Origin of the sequence: Paenibacillus sp. DS2015 (assembly GCF_050433705.1) — a bacterium.
In the GTDB taxonomy this organism is placed as follows: Bacteria; Bacillota; Bacilli; order Paenibacillales; family Paenibacillaceae; genus Paenibacillus_AQ.
In genome coordinates this window covers 71,225-91,565 of record NZ_JBNPWS010000020.1, presented here as the reverse complement: position 1 = coordinate 91,565, position 20,341 = coordinate 71,225, and the positions used below count along the sequence as shown (strand labels likewise).

Genomic DNA, 20,341 nt, shown 5'->3' with positions numbered 1-20,341 from the left:
ATGGAACAGCAGCTACAGCACACACAACAAATGAACAAAATGCAGAATCAAGCTCCTACTACTACAACTACTGCGATGCCACCCGCTTTAGAAGTTCACGAACTTAGCAAAGGGTTCACTGGACGTAAGCACGACCTTCCTGTACTAGATAACGTTTCTCTAACCGTTGCCCCAGGCGAGTTCGTATCCATTATTGGACCCTCTGGGTGTGGCAAGAGTACGCTGTTTCATATTATTGGGGGTGTCGTACAGCCAGATTCAGGCACGATTCGAATGAATGACCACACGGTGACAGGCAAAAAAGGACTTGTCAGCTACATGCCACAGCAACCAGCGCTGTTCCCTTGGCGAACCATTGAAGATAACGTCATCTTAGCTCAGGAGGTAAGCGGTATTCCTAAGAATCAGGCTAGGGAAGAAGCGCGACATTGGATCTCCCGAGTAGGACTGACTGGATTTGAGAAAGCCTATCCACATACGTTATCTGGAGGAATGCAACAAAGGGTCGCTTTTCTACGTGCGCTACTTAGTCCGCAAGAACTGATGTGTCTAGATGAGCCTTTTAGCGCATTGGATGCCCTAACCCGAAGTGATATGCAGCGCTGGCTACTCGATATTTGGGAAGAGAGCAGACGATCTGTCCTTTTCATCACTCATAATATTGAGGAAGCACTTCTTCTCTCAAATCGTATATATGTATTCTCTAGCCGCCCAGCTACTGTATTACACACTATCGATGTGCCTTTTTCACGTCCACGCAAGGAAGAGATCACGGATGATCCCGCCTTCCTCAAGCTAAAACGTGAGTTATCTCAATGGATGCGTGAAGAGCAACAGAAAATGCAGAAATTAAAGGAAAAGTCATAGTCATGATGAACAACCACAATCATCAACGGATCGTTGAAGACGATATTTCACTTGTTCCTCTCATCGATGCCCATGTTCATCTCGACACCTATACGGAGGAGCAACAGGAGACTCTGCTTACAAGCTTAAGTCCCTCCATCGTTGCTGTGATCGCAGTCTCCATGCATCTAAATTCGAGCCAACATAACCTAAAGCTGGCTCAGAAGTATCCCTCCCTTATTCATCCCGCCTTCGGCTTCCATCCGGAACAGCCTCTTCCGCAGGAAGGGGAGATCCTACAACTTTTTTCATGGATGGAAAAGCATGTTGAGCAGATGGTCGCTGTCGGCGAAGTCGGGCTACCCTATTACTCAAGATTAGAAGCGCAGGAAATAGGGCTACCCTTTGACCATGAATCTTATATAGCTCTTCTGGAACGCTTTATCTCCTTTGCCAGCATTCATAAGAAGCCCATAATACTGCACGCCGTATATGAAGATGCTAATATTGCTTGTGACTTACTAGAAAAGTATAACGTCACACAGGCACATTTTCACTGGTTCAAAGGATCTGCAAACACTGTAGAGAGAATGATCCATAACGGATATTATATTTCATTCACCCCTGATATTGTCTACGAACCTGAAATTCAAGAACTAGCTAGGTTCTATCCTAGGGATCAAGTTATGGTGGAGACGGATGGACCGTGGCCCTTCGAGGGTCCCTTTATTGGACAAATGACTCATCCACGGATGGTGTCCACAGTAATCGAGACATGGAGTCAATTACAGAATATTGGAGTGAGCGAAGCTCGTAAAACAATGTATGACAATACACGGCGGTTCTACAATCTGTAATATAATAATGAAGCTCAATACTTCTAATCCCAAATCGATTTAGATGCATCAGCGATTATGAGATTGATTCAAGTGAAACTTAACCTTTCTTATATTTTGAAAAAGCCATCCTTTTAGAACTGCACCCCAATAGTTAGACACCATCTAACTATTGGAGGTGCAGTTTTTTATGGCGAAATTCAGTACAGATGAAAAAACACAAGCTGTTATACATTATATTTTTCAATAGAAACTGACAAAAAAGTATTCCAACATTATAATTGTTATATATATCCTATATCGGCACTGACCAGGAGGACGGCATGCAATTTCAACCGATGTATTATGATGGAGAATTATTTCTACCGAAGATCGAATTAAATATGACATCAAACCAATCGATTGGCATTATAACGGACTTGAAGCGAAAGCAGCTTTTAATGAATCAATTAGTGAATCATTCCCAATATTATTTATTTCGAGCTGGGCAAAGCGAGTATATGCGTTTAACGGTGGAAGAGCAAATTACTTTTCTAATCAAAGTAACGGAGAGGAATGAGTGTGTCGCTTCGCTGATGGATTATTTTGCTTTAAAAGAAGAACGGAAGGTAAGGATCAAGGACCTAAGCGCATCAAAAAGGATGTATGTGACATTGCTGCGTGTCTTTTTTGCGCATCAGCCTACACTTGTACTGGAGGAACCCTATTTTTACTTAGAAGAGCAAGATCGTCGTCAGTTTAAACGGATTCTAGATGACCTTTTGAAAGAAAAGCAAGTATTAATTTTAACTTCAAATTTAGAGGATGCGATTATTTCCTGTGATGCCATTTATCGATTGAACGAGTCCGGTTTTCATCCATTGGATATTCGGGACTCAGAAGAGGATAAGCAGGAAGTGCAGGAACAAGATCAGGCCAATATAACCTTGCAGAAGATCTCTACCAAAAGAAAGGACAAAGTGATTTTATTTAATCCACCTGAAATTGATTTTATAGAAAGTATAGAGGGTTCGATCCTTGTTCATGTGGGTGGGGAAAATTATGACTGTGCTTTGACTCTTACCGAGCTTGAGCAGAGATTGTTAAATTTCGGTTTTTTTAGGTGTCATCGATCCTACATCGTTAATCTGCAAAAAGTAAGAGAGATTATTACATGGACGAAGAATAGCTACAGCTTGCGATTAAATACAGGTAAAGATACCGTGGTTCCGTTATCCCGTTCCAAATTGCATGAATTAAAAGCACTTCTTAACATTTAAAATGTTTGCGAAGCAAACATAACTTGCATATGCCATTTCTGGGGTAATGTCGAACCAATCAAGCATTGAGTGGTACCATTCAGACGATAATAGCTACATTTCAGAGGGTTTTGATGGCTGGAAGCATGCAATTTGTATATGTTTAAGTCATCAACGCTAAGGAAGTGGTGTTTATGGATGTTATCCAAGTAGAACGTATTCGAAAGAGATTTGGAAATAAGGATGCGTTAACAGATGTGTCTTTTTCAATTCCGAAAGGTGAAATTTTTGGTTTCCTCGGTCCGAGTGGTTCAGGAAAAACAACATTAATCAAGATTTTAACGGCGCAGTTAAATCCGACAAGTGGACAGGCAAGTATATTTAACCAGCCAGCGGTGAGGATGCAGCAGTCTGCACAGAAGATGCGCTTTGGCATTTTGACGGATAACAGTGGTCTATATGAGAGATTAACGATAGAGGAAAACCTAGAGCTGTTCCACCAACTATATGCTCTTCCTAAATCTTCGATCGATAAAGTGCTACAGTTTGTTAACTTAAGCGGAGAGCGCAAAAAGAAAGTCAATCTCTTATCGAAAGGGATGCGCCAGCGTGTCATGCTGGCATGCGCGATTATTCATGAGCCAGAATTATTATTTTTAGATGAGCCTACTTCAGCTTTAGATCCAGTAAATTCAGCTCATATACATAAAGGCTTACGCTACTTAAATGAGAAAGGGACAACGATTTTTTTAACTACGCATGATATGGCTGAGGCAGAATTGCTATGTCATCGTGTAGCGATTCTGTATCAGGGACAAATCCAAACCATCGGCTCACCAAAGGAACTTAAACGACAGCATCGAGAAAACGTAGTTTGTGTCGACTTAATCAATGGGGAAGCATACGAGCTCCCGATCGGTGAGGCAACGGCTGATCAAATAGCCGATTGGATGAAACGAGGGTTAATTGATACATTAGAAACGAAAGAGCCCAGTCTGGGTGATATCTTTATTAAAATGACAGGAAGTGAGTTACTATGAGTATCTCATTAAAACGTGCCCGGGCGATATTTGTGAAGGATTACAAAGAGTTCTCACGCAATTATGCGATCTCCATTATGTTGCTCTTTCCAATTTTCTTTGCACTTATTCTTCGAAGTGCACCTCCGTCTTTGTTGCCTGGAGCTATCGGTATTGTTCTTAATACTTCGTTTGTGATACTAACATGTTTCGCACAAGCATGCTTAATTGCGGAAGAAAAGGAGCGTAACACTTTACGATCATTAATGATGACTCCGGCCACGACCATGGATGTAATAATCGGTAAAAGCTCTTTAGTCTTTGTCATGTCTGCTGTTGTTCTGGCTATTGCTACGTTTATATTGGGCTTTGAGCCAGCTAGTATATGGGCGTTTGTCGCAGCAATGATTCTTTCGATTATTCTATACACAGCAGTCGGGACGATATGTGGTTTATTCTCCAAGACGTTGCTTGATGCATCATTGTCTATAATTCCTGTGGCGATTGTATTCACTTCAGCACCATATGGAGCGTTTCTAGTGAGGGATTATCCGCTCTTCAAAGTGCTGGATTACATGCCAAGCAGTCAGCTTGTGCATTTACTAGGTATAAGCAACTCAGGCTTTGCGACGGGAGAGTTAATAAAACCCCTCCTCATTATTTTGGCATGGACGGTTGTATTAACGATTGTGTCTGTTGTTTTGTACAAGCGACGGTTAAAGGATGAATAATAAAATAGCGTATTTCTACAGAGGGGAGATCAAATTACTATGAATATAGCCGTCAAGTTGATGCAAAAATTCAAAGAACACGATACCCAGAATATGCTTAAAGTCTATCAGGACAAAGTGGAGCTTATCAGGAAACGGAATTTGGAAGCATGGGGCGATGGGCAGCTTCAAGCAGAATCCCTTCGTCTGCAAAAACAAGCAAAATCGGGTACTCCTCTGGATGAGCTGCTTGTCGATGCTTATGCGTTAGTCTGCGAGGTAGCGAAAAGAAAGCTCGGATTACAGCCTTACGATGTCCAGATCATGGCTGCCATCGCTCTGCACGAGAGATTCTTGATCGAGCAGCAAACCGGTGAGGGAAAAACGCTCTCTGCTGTTATGCCTGCTTATCTAAATGCACTGACCGGCGAGGGCGTTCATGTGCTGACTTTCAACGATTATTTGGCAAATCGAGATGCGGAGTGGATGGGCCCGATCTATCGTTTCCTCGGGTTAACGGTAAACTCGGTTCAAGCGGGTATGAGCCTGTTCGAGAAACGGGAAGCATACGCCAAGGATATAACCTATGTTACGGCTAAAGAGGCGGGATTCGATTATTTGCGCGACATGATCGTACTAAATGAAGCCGATACCGTGCATCGTCCTTTCCACTACGTTATCGTCGATGAAGCGGATTCACTGCTTCTCGACGAAGCGCGGGTACCACTAGTCATCGCCGGCGAACCGGGCTCATTCGGCAACGAAGGCAACGACGTCAACGACGGCATTCGTTTCGCAGAAGTGGCTCGGCAGCTCGTGCAAGTAGAGTATTACGACTTCGATGAGTTCCAGCGTAACGTTTACTTGAATGAAGCAGGCTCTGCGAAAGCGGAGTCGCTGCTAGGATGCGGCAATTTGTACGAAGGCCATCATAGTCATTTGTTAATGTCGTTAAATTGCGCGCTGCATGCTGAATTGTTATTGAAAAAAGACGTCGATTACATCGTCCGGGACGGTATTATCGAGCTGATTGACGAATATACCGGCCGTGTGGCGGAGAACAGGCATTTGCCGGAGGGGCTGCAAGGCGCGCTTGCGGCTAAAGAAGGGCTACAGCCCTTAGCCGGCGGGAAAATTCTAGGTACGATTACCCTTCAACACTTCCTTAGCCTATATCCGAAGATTTGCGGAATGACGGCTACCGCGCAGACTTCGGCAATGGATTTCGAAGATATTTATGTGCTGCAGGTCGTACAAATTCCACCGAACCGGCCAAACATACGGATTGACCATCCGCACCGGATTTATACCCATAAAGAAGCCAAACTTAAGGCGCTTGTACAAGAAATCTCGTCCGTCCATAGGGCGGGACGTCCGATTCTCATTGGTACGTCAAGCGTCGGAGAGTCTAACATACTGGCGGAGGCGCTAGCGGTTGCCAACGTACCTTGCCATGTTCTGAATGCGAAAAACGACGCAGAAGAAGCCGAGATCATCGCCAAAGCGGGAGAAATCGGCGCCGTGACGGTGTCTACGAATATGGCGGGACGCGGCGTCGACATTCGGCTCGGCGGTGGCAACTCCACGCAAGCAGAAGTTGTCGCCAAGCTGGGCGGGTTGTACGTGATTGGTACGCATGTGAACGAAAGCGTGCGGATCGACGACCAACTGCGCGGGCGTTCTGGTCGCCAAGGGGACCCGGGTGCTTCTGTATTTTTCGTAAGCTTAGAGGACGAGTTGATGCTTCGGTTTGGTATCCATAAAGCGATTCGCAATCTTAGGCAGGATGAGGCTCTCAAAGATTCGGTGCTCCGCAGCAAAATCGCGCAAATCCAGCACGTTATTATGGGCCAGAACTTCGATATCCGCCAGGAACTGAACTGTTATTCAGATATGGTGGAGGATCAAAGGCGAATTCTATACAAGGAGCGGCTCGGAATTTTGAAAGGCGAGAAGCCGATGAGTCCTTCGGAGCAGCGGGTACGGCTTTTTTATATCGACAAGTTCTGGGCTGACCATCTGGCATACGTTTCTTACCTTCGCGAAAGCATCCACTTGGAGAGCCTTGCTAGCCGCAATCCGATCGACGAATTTGATGCGCAAATCTCCCAAGCATACGAGCAAATTTCGGCTAAAATCAATCGTGAGTCGGCGAATATGCTTGTAAGGCTCGAAGGTTCGAATGATCCGGCGAAGTGGGAAAAGTTCGGTCTGAAGAGCCCTACTTCCACTCGGACTTATATTATCAATGATCAATACATCCAGAATAAGCGTAGCTCATGGACCTGGGCGACCGTATTGGCTTATTACACTCGCAAGATTTTGAGGCCGGTATTCGGGCGGGAAAAATTTTGATGCAGCGTAGCTTTTTCAAGGATGACCGCGTTGTTGCCCCACTTTGCTGCACGAAATAACGGCTGACCCGAACTATTACAGTAATATTTTTCCTTTTATTGTACATCATTTCTCGCAAACATTAGTTTGCTACTTCTCAACAATATCTGAATACCCACTCGACGATTACAACACTTGACTAATTAACGAAGCTATTTATTTGCCACCTTGTCCGCTTGGATTTCTTAATATTAAATCAGAATAGTAAACCCATCTCGCCGCTAAAGTGAACTGCACCCCAATAGTTAGACACCATCTAACTATTGAAGGTGCGGTTTTTCATGACGAAATTCAGTACAGATGAAAAAATACAAGCCGTTATACGTTATCAAAAGGGATCAGATAGCTTGAAAACTATCGCAAAATCCAGCGACGAATTAGTGAAATCGCGGACACCATGTGAATCATAAAAAGGTACAGCGTTTGATGAAGGTATTAGGATTAAAGTGCTTGGTACGCATGAAGAAGTACCGTTCGTACAAGGGGACGATTGGTAAGATTTCACCGAACTTATTAGAACGAAACTTCCACGTTGAAAGGCCAAATGAGAAGTGGGTTACGGATATTACAGAGTTTAAATTATTTGGATAAAAGCTGTATTCGTCTCCAATACTGGATTTATATAATTGCGGAATAATTACGTATACCATCGATTATTACAACAACAAGCCAATTAAGGCAAAACTAAAAGGCTTGAGTCCGGTACAGTACCGAACTCAAGCCCCAGAAGTCGCCTAATTATATAACCTGTCTAACTTTATGGGGTCACTTCATTTTCGGATGGCTTTCTCGACTCTCCTATTTTATCTCTCTGTGACCTAATAATCATTTCTGTATGAATCCCTTGCCCTTCAAGAATTCTTTCATATGCAAACGTGTCGGCTCCGCCAGGCGCTTAGCCATCATCTGTGACCAAGTGGCATCATTCTGACCGTTGGTTCTTTCTAATAAATATTGTTTCGTGGTCGTATCATAAGCCTTAACCTCTTCTACGCTCTGCTCCCTAGAGTATCCATTCATATGCAGAACCGCCTTCATCGGGAGTCTGGGACGGAGTCCCGTTTCCTGGTTAGGGTATCCGATACACATGCCGAATACAGGATATACTAGCTCAGGCAGACCGAGTAATTCGGATATCTCCGCAATCTGATTACGCACGCCACCAATATATACGATACCAAGTCCTAACGATTCAGCAGCGATCGCGGCATTCTGTGCCGCAAGGGTTGCATCTACAGTAGCCACAATGAAATTTTCCGTAGAATCCTCATAGGATGTATCTCCAAGATGAGACTCTGTCACCTTTTTTAACCGGTACAAGTCCGCACACCACACAAGAAACACGGGGCATTGCTCAATATAGACTTGATTGCCAGCTAATTTCGCAACCTTGCTCTTGAGTTCTGGATCTGTCACAGCAATGACGGTATAAGCTTGAACATTACTTGATGTCGAAGCCATTTGACCTGCAGCTACTATCGATGCAAGCTGATCTTGGCTAACAGGGGTATCGTGATAAGCACGAATAGATCGATGATTCATTAGTAAAGCAAGGGTTTCATTTACAGCATCACTCATAGGTCTATCACTCCTAATTTTTTATAAACAAAAGCTCACCGTCATCTGTAATCTGTAAGGCTCAGCAAGGTTTCGTTTAAAGAATGAACACAAACCCTTATAGTTTCACGCGTTGTAGACGTAAAGCGTTAAGAACAACGGAAACTGAACTGAATGCCATAGCTGCGCCTGCAAGCCATGGTGCTAGAAAGCCTATAGCTGCTATTGGGATACCTATCGCATTGTATCCTAGTGCCCAGAATAAATTCTGCTTGATGTTGCTCATCGTTCTACGGCTCATCACAATAGCGTCAGCGACTGCATTCAGATCACCACGCATCAATGTTACATCCGCAGCTTCCATCGCAACATCTGTCCCTGTACCTACAGCCATTCCAATATCAGCTGTCGCTAAGGCGGGTGCATCATTAATACCATCACCTACCATAGCAATGACTTTCCCACTTTTCTGTAGCTTCTTCACTTCCTCAGCCTTACCTTCGGGTAGAACTTCGGCAAGTACAGACTTAATTCCTGCCTGATCGGCAATCGCCTTAGCTGTACGTTTGTTATCCCCCGTGATCATGACGACCTCAATACCCATACCTTGCAGTCTGGACACTGCCGCTTTAGACGTCTCCTTAATGGTATCCGCCACAGCAATAATTCCTGCATATTTATCGTCAACAGACACTAGCATGGCTGTTTTCCCAGCTGTTTCAAGTTGATTCATTGTTTCACTTGCCGAACCCAGGTCAATGCCATACTCCGCCATGAGTTTACGTGTACCTACTAACATTTTGCGGCCATCAACAAAAGCCTTCACACCATATCCAGGAACATTCTCAAATTGCTTCGCCACAGGCAGTTCTAAGCCATTACTTCGAAGAAGAGCTCCCTGAACAATCGCATCTGCTAATGGATGCTCAGAATGTTTCTCGACAGCAGCAGTCATCCGAAGAAGAGCACTTTCTGTCATGCTATCCGCAGGTAGGACGTCTGTTAAAACAGGCTTACCATGAGTCACTGTGCCGGTTTTATCCAGTACAACGACTTCAATTCCCTGGGCCAATTCTAGATGCTCTCCACCTTTAAAAAGAATGCCATACTCCGCAGCTCTCCCCGAGCCAGCCATAATAGAAGTTGGAGTAGCTAGGCCTAGCGCACATGGACAAGCAATTACGAGCACTGCGATGGCCTTCTCTAGCGCACTAGAGAATTGCCCCTGTTCCACAACGAAATACCATATAAGGAACGTAATGACTGCAATCGCCACTACGATCGGAACGAAGATGCCTGAGATGACATCAGCAATTCTCTGAATTGGCGCTTTCGATCCTTGCGCTTCTTCCACGACCTTAATGATCTGAGCAAGCGCCGTTTCTCTTCCGACTTTAGTCGCCTGAATACGAAGCATGCCATTCTTATTCAGTGTAGCTCCAATGACTGGATCACCAATATTTTTCTCTACAGGTATACTTTCACCCGTAAGCATAGATTCATCTATGGAAGAAAGCCCCTCAACAACCTTACCATCGACGGGTATCTTTTCTCCAGGCTTCACGATAATAATGTCGCCAACGACAACGTCTTCCATAGAAATACTAATCTCGGCTCCATTACGAACAACTAAGGCCGTCTTAGCCTGTAAGCCCATTAAGCTCTTAATGGCTTCTGAAGATCTACCCTTCGCTACAGCTTCGAACCACTTACCCACCAAGATCAACGTAATCAGGATGCTGCTTGTCTCATAATACATCTCGACTTGATGGTTCATCGCCATATTCAATGAATCTACGGTGAGATATAGACTGTAGAAATACGCAGCCGATGTTCCCAAGGCCACTAATACATCCATATTTGCGCTACGATTACGCAGTGCCTTGTAAGCTCCAATATAGAATTGGCCCCCAATAATGAACTGTACGGGTGTTGCGAGAATAAGCTGGAACCATGGGTTCATGAACAGATTTGGAACAGGAATCCATGTAGTAAATGAGAAATGACCTACCATCGCCCACAGTAAAGGCAATGAAAGTAAAGCCGAAATCATCCATTTCCATTTCTTATGATTCATTTCCCGCTGGCGTAGATCGGCTGTGTCGCTCGCTGCTTGCTTTGGGATTGCCTTATAGCCAAGTTGCTCCACCTTATTTATCATTTCTTTAATGGTTATTCGCCCAGGAGCATATTCAACATGAGCTGTTTCGAGAGCTAGGTTCACATTAGCTTGAGTAACTCCTTCCAGTCTGTTAAGTCCCTTTTCAATTCGAGTCGAACATGCGGCACAGGTCATACCCGTAATCTCGAAATCCATCGTTTCTTTCAATGTGCCATAACCAAGAGCCTCAATTTTCTGCTCTATAGCCTGTATATCTATCTGATTAGAGTCAAAGGTAACAGAAGCCTGCTCCAACGCCAAGTTAACATTTGCGCCCGCTATTCCATCCATCCGATTTAAGCCTTTTTCAATTCGAGTCGCACATGCTGCGCAAGTCATACCCGTAATTTGCAGTGAAACTTGCTTTTCACCAGTCTTTTGAGAACTTGCCATCTCATGCTCCCCTTTCTGAGGATTGATCATCGATTACAATATACCCCCATAGGGTATAATGAAAATAAAAAGAGTGCGCGGTTATCGGAATTATGGATCCTCTCCCCGCGCCTCTTATAAAGTTAGACTACGTCATATCCTTGATCTACAATGGCTGCCTTGATCGCGTCCAATTTCACTTTGGAATCATCATACTCAACAGTAACATTCTTAAGTTCTAAATTGACCTTACCAACCGCTCCCACACTCTTCACTGCACCTTCTACTGCGTTCAAACAATGATTACAAGACATACCTTCCACTTTTAATGTTGCTTGCATATTCATTCCTCCTCTTATTATTTCATTAATTTGTGTACCGTCTTTAGAAGTTCATCAATAACATCATGGTCGCCAGCCTCAATACGCTCCACGACACAACTCTTCATATGTCCCTCAAGCAATAATTTACCAACAGCATTCAATGCGGCTTGACTAGCTGCAATCTGATTAAGCACATCATCACAATACGTATCCTTCTCAATCATTCCTTTAATGCCACGTATTTGACCCTCAACACGATTTAAGCGAGTTATGAGGTTACTCTTAGTCAGATCCGAATGATGGCTATGCCTCTCATGTGCTCCTGTGTGACAAGGGTCAGCCTCTATTTCAGGAGTCATTGATTGTTCCGGTGTATTACCTTCATTACCGATTCCCATGGACATACCTCCTGCTCCATCTACACATCCTAGGATGTAACCTCATCATAACATACCCCCCATGGGTATATCAAGAGAGTGAATATTAAGAATAACACAATACTCTATTGTTCTTCGGAATGAGCCCTTCTATACGAGGCAACTGCACACTTATGTTTTTCACTGAAATAAATTTCAAAAAGACGACTTCACACTCAAATGGAATGTAAAGTCGTCTTTGGATTAGATGATATCCGATAATTTTGTATACCGATTAGAATTTGTTTAGAACCGATTGACCTACTTAGCAGCTTGTGTAACCTTACCGTCTTGTCCGATTTGATATACTTTACCTGAAGTTGTCTTGTATACAAAAGTGGTACCCAATTCACCAATAAACCGATCGCCTTCAGCTAGGGTGGCTACCGTTTTATTCTGAGTACCGTCACGGTTGATTTGGGTCAGGGTACGAACCGTTTTTGAATTTGTAACGATCGTTTCCTCAAAGAAGAACTGTTTGTTCTGATATCCAATTGGAGTAACTGTCCCTTTAGAAGTGAATGCTTTTTTATTAGTGCCACTTACGTCTTGAAGATACCATTTGGATGTTTTACCATCGCCTGCCTCTTCGGAGTAATATAATGTGTTGCCAAATAAGGAATAGCCACCATCACGTGACTGCACTGCCTTTGTCGATAACTTCGATTTAGCACTTCCATCTAGCCTCATTCGATATAAGAGAGAATCACCACTTTGCGTATCGACATAGAATACATATCCTTTACCTACGACATAAGACCAAAAGGAAAGCTTAGGAAGGATTATCTTTTCTCCCGTTCCATCCAAGTTCATGGTGCCGATTTGTTGATTATAGTCCTTATCATATCCGCCAAAATAAATAACTTTTCCTTCTATTGTAAATCCTGAATATGTATTTTTTTTCGTTACTTCAGTCAATTGAGATCCATCTGTTTTGACTTTAACAATATGACCCATAATCACTTCCGATTCGGGCTCCTGCTTCAAAAAATAAATCCAGTCACCCACTAGAGTAGGGTAAAAGGCCTGATCTTTATATATTCGTTTGGTCACATTGGTTTTTCCGTCAACAATCGATAGATTGACCCCTTTCCATGCTGTCTCTTCATAATTTCCCAACCATACTACCTTATTTTCTTTAACTGCCGCACTAGCCGGTAAAGCTCCAATGAATAGAGCTAACACTAAAATTGTCGAAATTAGCGTCTTTCTCATTCTAAACTCCCCTTAAGGTGTAATTTTCCTGCGATCCCACCATAAACCATTCGACAAAATGTTGCAATAATATTCATTACTCGCTGGTTTTCATGAACAAAAAAAGACATCCTTTACTCAAATAAATTGAGGAAAGGATGCCTTTCTTGATGTATAAGGATGTTAACAGTTGCCCCATAAAATAAACGGTAGTTTTTCAACAATACTCATTTCATAATCGTTATAAAGGTTCATTAAAAGTTAGCTCTCAGCTGTTTCTTTACTTACCTCTCGCATTCATTTCATGCGAAGTTTGATGAAGTTCTTTAATCATATGTTGTAATAAATTGCTCTTTTGGTGGCTAATTCCACTCTGATTATCCTGAAGAATCATTTCATGAATGTTCTTTTTCAGGATTTCACTACGACGTTCCAATACAACTTGGTTCATTACATAATCACTCCTGATTGGTTTTTGACATGACTGTTATCTTCTTCTCTAATTATAGAGAATCTGGAGTCATAGTGAAAACAACCTAAGCGCTACCCTCCTGCTATATATCAGGCTGAGCACATGAGAGGCGTACTCACCCTACCGAGTCAAAGACATCCTCCCATATACTCCCCCTTCCTATGTCATCTACATAGTTGTCACTATAATACCCTTTGCGGCCAAGTTATCAATACATTCCTGTAAATATTCAGCATTATGCTCCAAATAACGGCCTACCGCACTCAGCTCCTTGAGTCTATCTTCAGTCCACTGATCACAACATTTACCTCGATACAGAGGTCTTTCCCATAACACATCTACGTTATAATGGCGTCCCTTCATTTCTTCCATAATCAATACGTGATAACGATATAACATCATTGGACTATAGTCGAACACGTAGTTAACCGTTGCATGCTTTTTACCCCAACCATTCCCCCTAAGGGCACAGCACTCCCGATGTTGACCCAGCAACTGTTGTCTAGGGAGTAGAGTAATTAGATCCTCATGCCAAAGACGCATAATGTCTCACACCTCGTTTATTGTTATCTCTTATACAGTCACACTTCCAGAAGGGGTATGGGGATGATTCATCATCTTGCCTTTCCTCTTCCCTCACCTTAAAGCTACAAGAACCATTCCGCTATAGCCCATTAGAGTCATTACAATTTACACCCAATCACGGTAAAATGATCTCTTAAGTACTAACAAGAAGGTGTTGCTATATGAATAAAATTAAAAAGCTATTGTGTTTAGGAATTATCGTGTTTGCAATATGCCTACTACTGCTTCCGACGCCCACCTATGCCCATGCTTTTCTTCAACAATCAAACCCTTCGGAGAATGAAGTATTAACGGAATCCCCAGCCCAAGTTACACTTCAATTCAACGAACCTATTCAACCAGCTTTCCATTCCATTCAGGTTATTAACCCAGCCGGAGATCGTGTGGATCAAGACAATACACATGTAGCCAAAGATCGTCCATCCGTACTAGAGGTTAGTGTGAATCCTGATTTGGCTGATGGAATTTATATGATTGCTTGGAAGGCAATATCAGGAGATGGCCACCCCATAGAAGGAACCTTTCCGTTTCAGATGGGTAACAGTGGTGGAGAGGCTGGACCAACTACACCAATAACCTCTAGTGACTTTCCTAGACTAGATCTAATCGTTATTCGTTGGTTACTGTATTTAAGTATGTCGTTCTTCATCGGTATTGTTTGCTTCTATTTATTCATGTATCCCGCCAACCCTAAAGGAAACTTCCTTTTACCACAGCGTAGTCGCTTCCTTCTCTGGACTTCATACATCGGTATTGCGCTAAGCCTATTGCTAAGCCTTCCATTACAAACGACCATTGACGCAAGGATCGGTTGGAGCCAGGTGTGGAGTACCGTTTGGTTAGGTGAGATGATTCAACATACAAGCTTTGGTACAGTGTGGATCGTTCAACTCCTACTGATCATTCTAATGTGTGGAGCCCTGGTGGCCGTTAATCGTAACCAGTTAAGTTCACGTTTCAGAAAAAATAGCACCTTCGTAGCCTTAGTATTAGGATTTGGTATCCTCTTATCTAAAGCATTCATTGGGCATGCCCCTACAACAGACCATCAGACTTTATCCATTCTTATGGATTTCATCCACCTGGCGGCTGTGTCTATCTGGTTAGGTTCATTATTGGCATTAGCAGCTATTCTACCTGGCGAAGCTTCTCTACCTACCTATCGACCCGATCGAAAGAAAGTGTATTTCGCGGTCATCCGTAATTTCTCTCGCTGGGGAACCATACTTGTATTACTACTCGTTATTAGCGGTATCTATGCAAGCTTGCAATATATACCTACGGTATATGCTTTGTTTCACACTTTATATGGCCAAGTCTTGCTTATGAAGTCCGGGTTACTGCTTATGATGATTGGATTTGCCGCATTCAACTTATTTCGTGGTAAACAGATGAACAAGCAACTCAACCGAAGTATATGGATAGAACTTAGCATAGGGATTATTGCGCTTGTCCTATCCGCGGTTCTAAGCAACTTACCCACGGGTATGGCTTCTCCTGGTCCAGTTCAGCAGAGTTATAAGCTAGATAATGGATATAGGATTTCTCTCGAAATTAGCCCTAACGTAACAGGAAATAACCTCTTCGAGGTTAATATTCACAATGCTGCTGGACAGGAATTCACAGAAATACAACAAATTAGACTTACCCTAACCTCACTAGATATGGATATGGGTAAATATGAGATTATCATCCCAAATAACGCCTCCACACCTTTTCGTAAAGAGGATCTCATCAGTATGGCGGGAAGATGGAACGCTCAAGTTCACGTATTAACGAATTCATTGGAATCTTGGGATGCCACCTTCACCTTCCGGGCTGGAACTGACTAACGCATTACATTTCACAACCTTATATTCATCTATCCTAATCATTAGAAAAGAGGAAATTACATTGATAAGAAAATCCAGACTATCCACGATGTTCATGACAACTGCAGCGGGTTTATTGTTATTTAGTGGTGTTGCCAGCGCTCATGTAACCGTCAAACCGACTACCTCTACACCCAGTGCATGGGAAACGTATTCGATTAAGATTCCTGTGGAGAAAGATATCCCAACAACGAAGGTTACACTCAAAATTCCAGCTGAGGTCGATTTCAAACAATACCAACCCGTTCCAGAGTGGGAAGTTAGCACTGAGAAAGACTCCGCTGGAAAAATAGTGTCCATTACATGGAGCGCTACAGGTAAAGGCATCGCAGCAGGAGAATTTCAACAATTTAATTTCGTTGCTCAGAATCCTAAACAGGATGAAGAAATAGCTTGGGATGCATTCCAATATTATGAAGACGGAAGTATTGTAGAATGGACCGGCGATAAAGATTCCGATTCCCCTCACTCAACAACGCAAGTCACTGCAGCACCCGCAAGTGAAGAAGCGTCCCACGACGATTCACATAGTCACAATACAGCAACTGAAGGAACCGGTGTTAGTGATCCTACTGTTGCCAATGATTCTAGCACAACCGATCAGGAAGCTGCTCCCACAGAGGCAACTGCGTCCCCATTAGATATGGCTGAGACTTCAACTAGCTCTAACACAACGTTGTTCGTAATATCCATCGCAGCCTTAGTCCTTTCTGCCTTATCCTTGTTGGTTGCTATGCGTAAGAAAAGATAAAGATTGAGTGTTGTTACCCTCCAGAGGAAAAGCTTCAAATCAGATGCCATACCTCTATTTACAGCAATACTGATTACGATTTAGAGCTTATATTTAAAAGCCGCATTCCCTATGAACTCAGGGAATGCGGCTTTTTGAACATATATAGGGATAAACAATTGTCAGCCCGAAGGGACGGCATTTGTTTCTTTTTAAAGCATGCACGAGAGCGTAACTGTATACAATCTAAAAAAGAGCAACATCCCTCATAGGATATCACTCTTTGTTTGTTATCCAATTCAGTCATTAATCAATTTGAACGCCCTTCTTGATTGCCTTCAAGTCACCATTCGAATTGTTAAGTATAGGAAGCATCTTTGAATCACGAACCATAGGAGAATCACACAACCGACAAGTCGGTTCATGTTCAAATGCAAAATTATCACGCATCCAGCCCTTACAGTCTTCTTTCGTACAGGCCCAAATCGAAGTACTTTCCTCCGGAATTTCCTCTAACGACTTTTTACGATAGTTCATACTCAACCCCCTCAATAGACTTTAAGAACGAAACAAGTATAGACGGAGACCTACCATAATAGGGTCATCCGCAAGATAAATTTACCTTTACGTCCGTAATTATAGAAAAAAAACTGCCCTTAACAGACGTTAAGGGCAGTCTAGTTTTAATTACAGTTTTACAACGTTTTCTGCTTGTGGTCCACGGTTTCCTTCAACTACGTTGAACTGAACGCGTTGGCCTTCGTCCAAAGTTTTGAATCCGTCGCCAGTGATAGCGGAGAAGTGAACGAATACGTCGCTTCCACCTTCAACTTCGATGAAACCGAAACCTTTGTCTGCGTTAAACCATTTTACTGTACCTGTTTGCATTTGTAATTCCTCCAAAAATTTGATTTAATGCTGATCATTTTTTACACTTACATATAAAAAAGTTTCACACATTGAAAAGTGTACTTACAAAATCTGAAATCCGCTTTTCAATATGTGAAAGGGATCAACGCCTCGCTTACTAACTAAACACAGTGTATCATATGCCGAAAACAAACGCAAGCTGCTCTGTCATTAATTTCAAATGCTCTTTTCTCCGTTAAAGCCATTTCACAACTTCATATCGTTCCCTCTCACTACGTTACTCCCTGTACACGTTATATCATAACCAAAATGTTATGTTTTATAACCATGCGCATATAATCTTTTATCAAGACTACACTTTATTAATATGGAGAACCGAGTTTTTAAGACATCAAATCATAAATCTACATAGGGTTAAAGGGGGTGTTTCTAACTGATTGAATTTAAAAATGTTAACAAATACTTCGGTCCGTTCCATGTATTGAAGGATATCAACCTTGAGATCGAAGAAGGAGAAGTTGTCGTAATCATAGGCCCATCAGGATCAGGTAAAAGTACCCTGTTACGCTGTATCAACAGGCTTGAGAGTATATCCTCCGGCCAATTAACCGTTAATGAAGTTCCACTACATGATAAAAAGATTGATATTAATCAATTTCGCCGCGAGATTGGAATGGTATTCCAGCACTTTAATCTTTATCCACATAAACGAGTCATTGATAACATCATTCTGGCTCCCATCAAAGTTCAACGACTCTCTAAAGAAGAATCCAGACAGACAGCCATGTCCTATCTCACGCGAGTAGGCATCGAAGACAAAGCACAAAGCTTCCCCTCCCAGCTATCTGGTGGACAACAGCAACGTGTAGCTATTGCCCGCGGACTAGCAATGAAACCAAAAATAATGCTATTTGACGAACCCACCTCAGCACTTGATCCCGAGATGATTGGAGAAGTATTGGATGTTATACGTTCACTAGCTCACAACGGCATGACCATGGTGATTGTTACACATGAGATGGGGTTCGCACGCGAAGTTGCTGATCGAGTCGTATTTATGGATGAAGGGCATATTTTGGAGATAGCGACATCCATCGATTTCTTCAACAAACCACGCGAAGGACGTGCTCGTACATTCCTCAGTCGGTTGATCAATCATTAAATAATCGTTTTCGAATCGAAAGGGGAACAACATAATGAAACATAGGTTAAGGTGGCATTTGTCTCTAGTTGTCGTTATGGCAGCGGTTCTAGTATTTACAGGATGTAGTTCCAAAGAGGATACCACTCTTGGAGCGATTAAAAACCGGGGGAAAGTTATTGTAGGTGTTAAATATGACACCAAGTTATTCGGACTGAAGGATCCAGCAACAGGAGATGTGGAAGGTTTCGATATTGATATCGCTAAAGCTTTGGCTAAAAAGGTTCTTGGCGATGAAACAAAAATAGAATTGAAAGAAGTTACCTCTAAAACTCGCATCCCCCTCCTCCAGAATGGAGATATCGACCTCATTATCGCTACGATGACTATAACGGAAGAGCGCAAAGAACAAGTTGATTTCAGTGATGTTTATTTCAAAGCGGGTCAGTCTCTTCTAGTGAAAAAAGGAAGCACCATCCAAAGCATCGCTGATTTAGCCAAAGGAACTACGGTTCTGGCTGTCAAAGGTTCTACTTCTGCGACTAACATTCGTGAGAAGGCTCCGGAAACAGAAGTCCTTGAACTAGAGAACTATCAAGATGCTTTCACCGCCCTCAAAGCTGGCAAAGGTGACGCGCTCACCACAGATAACGCCATTCTACTCGGCATGCAGCAGCAAGACCCTAATTATGTATTGGTAGGCGGTACATTCACAGATGAACCTTATGGAATAGCTATTCGCAAAGGGGACACTGAATTCGTAACGACCGTCAATGAGCTAGTAAAGGAACTAAAAGATACAGGAGAGTACGACAATCTATATGAACAATGGATGGGTGTCAAACCTGATTAGACTATGCGGATTGAAGAGGAGATGCGATCTAGGCCTCTCCTCTTTTTGTATACCAATGGAACGGAGGATCGAAGAACAGCTATGGGGACATTTAACGTAAATATTTTGTTCGACAACTGGGACCGTTATATGGAGGGTTTCATCAATACGATACAGGTTAGTATTATCGCTCTTATTGGAAGCTTTATTCTCGGAGCAATTGTGGCTGTCTGCCGAATCGCTCCTCTTCGACCCCTAAATTGGATCGGGACGATCTATGTGGAGTTCATTCGCAACATCCCACTCCTGATCGTTGTATTCTTTTTCTATCTGGGCCTACCCTCGCTGGGTATTCGACTCGATGGATTTACCTCTGGAACGCTTGGTCTGACGGTATACACCGCCTCTTTCATAGCAGAAGCTATCCGAGCGGGTATTCAATCGGTTCCACAAGGACAGGCGGAAGCCGCGCGGGCAACAGGGCTTTCTTATCTGCAGACCATGCTATTTGTCATCTTTCCTCAGGCCATTAGAATTGTATTACCCGCTATCGGGAACCAGTTCATTAACTTGGTCAAGAACTCCTCTATTCTTGCTGTTGTTGCGGGTATGGACTTGATGTACTACGCCGATCTCATTAACTCTGATACGTTTCTCCCCTTAACGGTATATACTTTCGTAGCCCTATTCTACTTAGTACTAACTATTCCTCTCAGCTTCGCTGTTCTTTATATGGAACGACGCTTCAATACAGCTAGCTAACAACAACTAATT

General features: G+C 42.9%; 21 protein-coding genes and 1 pseudogene. 13 read left to right on the top strand and 9 right to left on the bottom strand.

What is annotated here, in order from left to right:
• Nucleotides 1-30: 30 nt before the first annotated feature.
• The 8 genes and pseudogenes from J2T13_RS17150 (at nucleotide 31) to J2T13_RS17115 (ending at nucleotide 7,781) form a co-directional block, all read left to right on the top strand.
• Entirely contained in the window at nucleotides 31-867 is an 837-nt protein-coding gene (locus tag J2T13_RS17150; RefSeq protein WP_429373443.1) for an ABC transporter ATP-binding protein, read from the top strand.
• A 5-nt stretch (nucleotides 868-872) separates the two neighbouring features.
• A complete protein-coding gene (locus tag J2T13_RS17145; RefSeq protein ID WP_429373441.1) occupies nucleotides 873-1,703 on the top strand; it encodes a TatD family hydrolase in 831 nt (276 codons plus the stop codon).
• Between the two features lie 302 nt (nucleotides 1,704-2,005).
• Complete coding sequence (locus J2T13_RS17140; RefSeq protein ID WP_429373415.1) at nucleotides 2,006-2,941, top strand: LytTR family transcriptional regulator DNA-binding domain-containing protein; 936 nt, start codon at nucleotides 2,006-2,008, stop codon at nucleotides 2,939-2,941.
• Between the two features lie 173 nt (nucleotides 2,942-3,114).
• A complete protein-coding gene (locus J2T13_RS17135) occupies nucleotides 3,115-3,960 on the top strand; it encodes an ATP-binding cassette domain-containing protein (protein WP_429373413.1) in 846 nt (281 codons plus the stop codon).
• Nucleotides 3,957-4,670 carry an ABC transporter permease gene (locus J2T13_RS17130; protein WP_429373411.1) on the top strand — a complete coding sequence of 238 codons (714 nt, stop codon included), beginning with the start codon at nucleotides 3,957-3,959 and terminating at the stop codon, nucleotides 4,668-4,670. The genes J2T13_RS17135 and J2T13_RS17130 overlap by 4 nt, the downstream gene beginning before the upstream one ends.
• A gap of 39 nt (nucleotides 4,671-4,709) precedes the next feature.
• Nucleotides 4,710-7,004: a DEAD/DEAH box helicase gene (locus tag J2T13_RS17125; RefSeq protein ID WP_429373409.1), complete on the top strand. Its 2,295-nt coding sequence runs from the start codon at nucleotides 4,710-4,712 to the stop codon at nucleotides 7,002-7,004.
• Between the two features lie 423 nt (nucleotides 7,005-7,427).
• Nucleotides 7,428-7,694 (top strand): annotated as a pseudogene (locus tag J2T13_RS17120) (IS3 family transposase); the annotation flags it as partial.
• Nucleotides 7,677-7,781 (top strand): IS3 family transposase, encoded by a 105-nt coding sequence (locus tag J2T13_RS17115; protein ID WP_429373439.1) that lies wholly within the window; start codon nucleotides 7,677-7,679, stop codon nucleotides 7,779-7,781. The pseudogene J2T13_RS17120 and the gene J2T13_RS17115, both read left to right, overlap by 18 nt.
• A gap of 87 nt (nucleotides 7,782-7,868) precedes the next feature.
• Here J2T13_RS17115 and nfsA read toward each other — a convergent pair whose 3' ends face one another.
• The 7 genes from nfsA to J2T13_RS17080 form a co-directional block, all read right to left on the bottom strand.
• Nucleotides 7,869-8,621 carry an oxygen-insensitive NADPH nitroreductase gene (gene nfsA / locus J2T13_RS17110; protein WP_429373407.1) on the bottom strand — a complete coding sequence of 251 codons (753 nt, stop codon included), beginning with the start codon at nucleotides 8,619-8,621 and terminating at the stop codon, nucleotides 7,869-7,871.
• Nucleotides 8,622-8,718: 97 nt separating this feature from the next.
• Nucleotides 8,719-11,154, bottom strand: coding sequence for a heavy metal translocating P-type ATPase (locus tag J2T13_RS17105; protein ID WP_429373405.1), 2,436 nt, complete (start codon nucleotides 11,152-11,154; stop codon nucleotides 8,719-8,721).
• A gap of 122 nt (nucleotides 11,155-11,276) precedes the next feature.
• Nucleotides 11,277-11,474 (bottom strand): copper ion binding protein, encoded by a 198-nt coding sequence (locus J2T13_RS17100; protein ID WP_429373403.1) that lies wholly within the window; start codon nucleotides 11,472-11,474, stop codon nucleotides 11,277-11,279.
• A 17-nt stretch (nucleotides 11,475-11,491) separates the two neighbouring features.
• The gene (locus J2T13_RS17095; RefSeq protein WP_429373437.1) at nucleotides 11,492-11,815 is read right to left on the bottom strand and encodes a metal-sensitive transcriptional regulator; all 324 of its coding nucleotides are present in this window, start codon (nucleotides 11,813-11,815) and stop codon (nucleotides 11,492-11,494) included.
• A 318-nt stretch (nucleotides 11,816-12,133) separates the two neighbouring features.
• Nucleotides 12,134-13,087: a DUF5050 domain-containing protein gene (locus tag J2T13_RS17090; protein WP_429373401.1), complete on the bottom strand. Its 954-nt coding sequence runs from the start codon at nucleotides 13,085-13,087 to the stop codon at nucleotides 12,134-12,136.
• A 259-nt stretch (nucleotides 13,088-13,346) separates the two neighbouring features.
• The gene (locus tag J2T13_RS17085) at nucleotides 13,347-13,517 is read right to left on the bottom strand and encodes a hypothetical protein (RefSeq protein WP_429373399.1); all 171 of its coding nucleotides are present in this window, start codon (nucleotides 13,515-13,517) and stop codon (nucleotides 13,347-13,349) included.
• A gap of 189 nt (nucleotides 13,518-13,706) precedes the next feature.
• Nucleotides 13,707-14,081 (bottom strand): TIGR02328 family protein, encoded by a 375-nt coding sequence (locus J2T13_RS17080; RefSeq protein WP_429373397.1) that lies wholly within the window; start codon nucleotides 14,079-14,081, stop codon nucleotides 13,707-13,709.
• Nucleotides 14,082-14,284: 203 nt separating this feature from the next.
• Between J2T13_RS17080 and J2T13_RS17075 the strand changes: the two genes are divergently transcribed.
• Complete coding sequence (locus tag J2T13_RS17075; protein ID WP_429373395.1) at nucleotides 14,285-15,955, top strand: copper resistance CopC/CopD family protein; 1,671 nt, start codon at nucleotides 14,285-14,287, stop codon at nucleotides 15,953-15,955.
• A gap of 61 nt (nucleotides 15,956-16,016) precedes the next feature.
• A complete protein-coding gene (locus J2T13_RS17070) occupies nucleotides 16,017-16,745 on the top strand; it encodes a YcnI family protein (protein ID WP_429373394.1) in 729 nt (242 codons plus the stop codon).
• A 285-nt stretch (nucleotides 16,746-17,030) separates the two neighbouring features.
• Here the strand turns inward: J2T13_RS17070 and J2T13_RS17065 are convergent, their stop codons facing one another.
• A complete protein-coding gene (locus J2T13_RS17065) occupies nucleotides 17,031-17,261 on the bottom strand; it encodes a cold-shock protein (protein ID WP_429373392.1) in 231 nt (76 codons plus the stop codon).
• Between the two features lie 150 nt (nucleotides 17,262-17,411).
• The gene (locus tag J2T13_RS17060; RefSeq protein ID WP_036651712.1) at nucleotides 17,412-17,612 is read right to left on the bottom strand and encodes a cold-shock protein; all 201 of its coding nucleotides are present in this window, start codon (nucleotides 17,610-17,612) and stop codon (nucleotides 17,412-17,414) included.
• 415 nt (nucleotides 17,613-18,027) lie between these two features.
• On the opposite strand from J2T13_RS17060, the gene J2T13_RS17055 reads away from it, so the two are divergent.
• The 3 genes from J2T13_RS17055 to J2T13_RS17045 all read left to right on the top strand — a co-directional run bounded on the left by J2T13_RS17055 (nucleotide 18,028) and on the right by J2T13_RS17045 (nucleotide 20,329).
• Complete coding sequence (locus tag J2T13_RS17055; protein WP_429373435.1) at nucleotides 18,028-18,756, top strand: amino acid ABC transporter ATP-binding protein; 729 nt, start codon at nucleotides 18,028-18,030, stop codon at nucleotides 18,754-18,756.
• 34 nt (nucleotides 18,757-18,790) lie between these two features.
• Complete coding sequence (locus tag J2T13_RS17050; protein WP_429373390.1) at nucleotides 18,791-19,588, top strand: transporter substrate-binding domain-containing protein; 798 nt, start codon at nucleotides 18,791-18,793, stop codon at nucleotides 19,586-19,588.
• An 81-nt stretch (nucleotides 19,589-19,669) separates the two neighbouring features.
• The gene (locus tag J2T13_RS17045) at nucleotides 19,670-20,329 is read left to right on the top strand and encodes an amino acid ABC transporter permease (RefSeq protein ID WP_429373433.1); all 660 of its coding nucleotides are present in this window, start codon (nucleotides 19,670-19,672) and stop codon (nucleotides 20,327-20,329) included.
• Nucleotides 20,330-20,341: the final 12 nt, after the last annotated feature.